Source organism: Caballeronia mineralivorans PML1(12), assembly GCF_001028175.1.
Taxonomy (GTDB): domain Bacteria; phylum Pseudomonadota; class Gammaproteobacteria; order Burkholderiales; family Burkholderiaceae; genus Caballeronia; species Caballeronia mineralivorans.
Window position 1 is genome coordinate 1 of record NZ_AEJF01000112.1, and the last position, 2,729, is coordinate 2,729.

Annotated in this window: 3 protein-coding genes and 1 pseudogene; 2 read left to right on the forward strand and 2 right to left on the reverse strand. The window is 62.7% G+C overall.

Features of this window, described 5'->3' with window-relative positions:
- Window positions 1-766, forward strand: a 766-nt coding sequence (gene rfbD, locus EOS_RS17490; RefSeq protein ID WP_047847933.1) for a dTDP-4-dehydrorhamnose reductase, incomplete at its 5' end; no start/stop codon positions are given.
- On the forward strand, window positions 763-1,788 hold the full coding sequence (rfbB, locus tag EOS_RS17495; RefSeq protein ID WP_047847934.1) for a dTDP-glucose 4,6-dehydratase: 1,026 nt from the start codon (window positions 763-765) through the stop codon (window positions 1,786-1,788). The genes rfbD and rfbB, both read left to right, overlap by 4 nt.
- A 156-nt stretch (window positions 1,789-1,944) precedes the next feature.
- Here rfbB and EOS_RS17500 read toward each other — a convergent pair.
- Both EOS_RS17500 and EOS_RS17505 read right to left on the reverse strand, forming a co-directional pair.
- A pseudogene (locus tag EOS_RS17500) lies at window positions 1,945-2,145 on the reverse strand (DDE-type integrase/transposase/recombinase); the annotation flags it as partial.
- An 81-nt stretch (window positions 2,146-2,226) separates the two neighbouring features.
- A partial coding sequence (locus EOS_RS17505; RefSeq protein WP_047847935.1) for an IS110 family transposase occupies window positions 2,227-2,729 on the reverse strand: 503 nt, incomplete at its 5' end.

Genomic DNA, 2,729 nt, shown 5'->3' on the forward strand with positions numbered 1-2,729 from the left:
GGTTGCAGCGGCGCTGTCCGCGCACCGCGTCAGGCTCGTGGTCAACGCCGCTGCCTGGACTGCCGTGGATCGCGCGGAAAGCGAACCGGACGCGTCCTGGAGCGTCAATCGCGACGGCCCGGCTGTGCTCGCGGCCGCGTGCGCCGCGCTCGCCGTTCCGCTCTTGCATATTTCCACCGACTACGTGTTCGACGGACGGTCGGCGAACCCGTACGACGAGGCCTCGGCCGTCGCGCCGCTCGGCGTGTACGGCCGCAGCAAATGGGCTGGCGAACAGGCGATCCGCGACGCGCTGCCCGACCGGCATGTGATCCTGCGGGTCGCATGGGTGTTCGGCGCACACGGCGGCAATTTCGTCCGCACGATGCTGCGCCTCGGGCGGGAACGCGAGGCGCTGAGCGTGGTCGCCGATCAGTACGGCGCACCGACCCATGCGGGCGCCGTCGCCGCCGCGCTGCTGTCGATCGCGGACCGGTACGACGCGGAAGCGGCGCTGCCATGGGGCACGTATCACCTGAGCGGCACCCCCGTCACCACCTGGCACGGCTTCGCGGAATCGATCTTCGCCGAAGCGTGCGCCGCCGGCTTGCTGGCGCGAGTGCCGCTCGTTCATCCGATCCCGACCGAAGCCTATCCGTTGCCGGCGCCGCGCCCGGCTAACTCCGCCTTCGACTGCACCTTGATCCGTGCGCGGTTTGGCATCGAGCCGACCCAGTGGATGGCGGGTTTGCGCGAAGTTCTCAACACCTGGAAACAAACCTCATGAGCTATCGACCCAAACAAGTCCTGGTCACGGGTGGCGCCGGTTTCATTGGCGCCAACTACGTCCGCCACCTGCTCGCCACCGATCCGCAGGTCCGCATCGTCAATCTCGACCTGCTGACCTATGCGGGCAGCCTCGACAATCTCGCCGTCCTGCCCGACGACGCCCGGCATACGTTCGTGCGCGGCGACATTGCCGATCAGCCGCTCGTCGAATCCGTGTTGCGCGAGCATGCGATCGACACGATCGTCCACTTTGCGGCCGAAAGCCACGTGGACCGATCGATCACGGGGCCGGGAGAGTTCGTGCGGACCAATGTCGTCGGCACCTGGACGCTGCTCGAGGCCGCGCGGCAATACTGGTTGAACGAGCAGCGTCTGAGCGCGGTCGATGCGCAGGCGCAGCGGCGCTTTCATCATATCAGCACCGACGAGGTCTTTGGGACGCTCGGGCCGGACGACGCCGCGTTCTCCGAACGCACACCCTATGCGCCCAATTCGCCCTATTCGTCAAGCAAGGCGGGTTCCGATCACCTCGTGCGGGCGTACTTTCATACGTATGGCCTGCCGGTGTCGACGACCCACTGCTCGAACAACTACGGCCCCTATCAGCATGGCGAGAAGTTCATCCCGACCGTCGTCAGAAGCTGCCTCGAGGGCACTGACATTCCGGTGTACGGCAACGGATCCAACATCCGCGACTGGCTGTACGTCGAAGACCACTGCCGTGCGATCGAGGCCGTCATCGGCCGCGGCACAGTGGGGGAAACCTACAACATCGGCGGTTGCAACGAATGGACGAACATCGATATTGTGGCGCTCATTTGCGCGCTGATGGACCGGCACCGGCCGCACGACGCGCCGCACGCGCGTCTCGTGACGTTCGTCGCCGACCGCCCCGGTCACGATTGGCGTTACGCGATCAATGCCGCGAAGATGATGCGCGAATTGCAGTGGCGACCGGTCGAGAGTTTTGAGACGGGAATCGCAAAAACCCTGGAATGGCTCGTGCGAAGGCAATCTTGAAGGTTGGTGCAAATAGAGCGTGCGAGCGGTAAGCCGTCGTATTGCCGGTCATCTCAGCCAGGCTAGCACGGTCATCCAATTTGCACCATGACCGCCCAGCCGGATCTGGTGCAAATAGGTGGGATGGTCGAGATGTTTCTGATAGATATGGATACCTTATCGATTGAACAGGACAACATTCCAGGCAGAGGGCGCAGAGATGTCCCCGAGCGCGAGAGCGGAGAGGTCGAACTGCCGCTTGCGAATACGATGTATCAACTCAATGCCTGAAATCGTGGTCGCGGCACTCCTGAACCGTTTGAACCCGAGCATCACGTTTGTTCTGGACTTGATGTGACGATGGTCCTGGTCGGGTAGCAACAGCGCATTGCTGCGCTGTTGCCCCCTCTCAAGAAACCATTTTAAGCACATGATTTGATTGGTTGTTTTTCAAGCGGATTATCCTTGTGCCTGGATTGGGACGAGTTCGAGACCCATGGCTGCGGCTTTTCTCCTGAGGTGGTAGATCACGCGCTGCTGGTAGCGTTCTTCGTAGTAGGCCTGCCCCTGATCGACATAGGCAGTGCCTTTGGTCAGCATGGCGTAGACCAGGCGGGCGAGCTTGTGTGCGACCGCTGTCACGGCCTTGCCCTTGTCCAACCGCCCGCACATTCGACGATAGTAGGCGCCCAGAGCCGACTGGCTGGGTCGGAGTGCAGCGGCAGCCAGTTTCAGAGCTTGAGCAGCGCGATTAGCGTTGCCCTTGGTGGCCCCTGACAGGCGCTTGCCTCCGGAGATCTTGGTGCCAGGAGACAAGCCCAGCCATGAGGCGAAGTGCTTGGCGTTCCGAAAGCGCGACAGATCTGGGCCGATCTCGGCGATTACCTTGAGTGCGGTCGTGATGTCGATGCCGTCAATCGCGGTCAGGTCAACGCCGCAGATGCGGAAGAGATAGGTGCGTA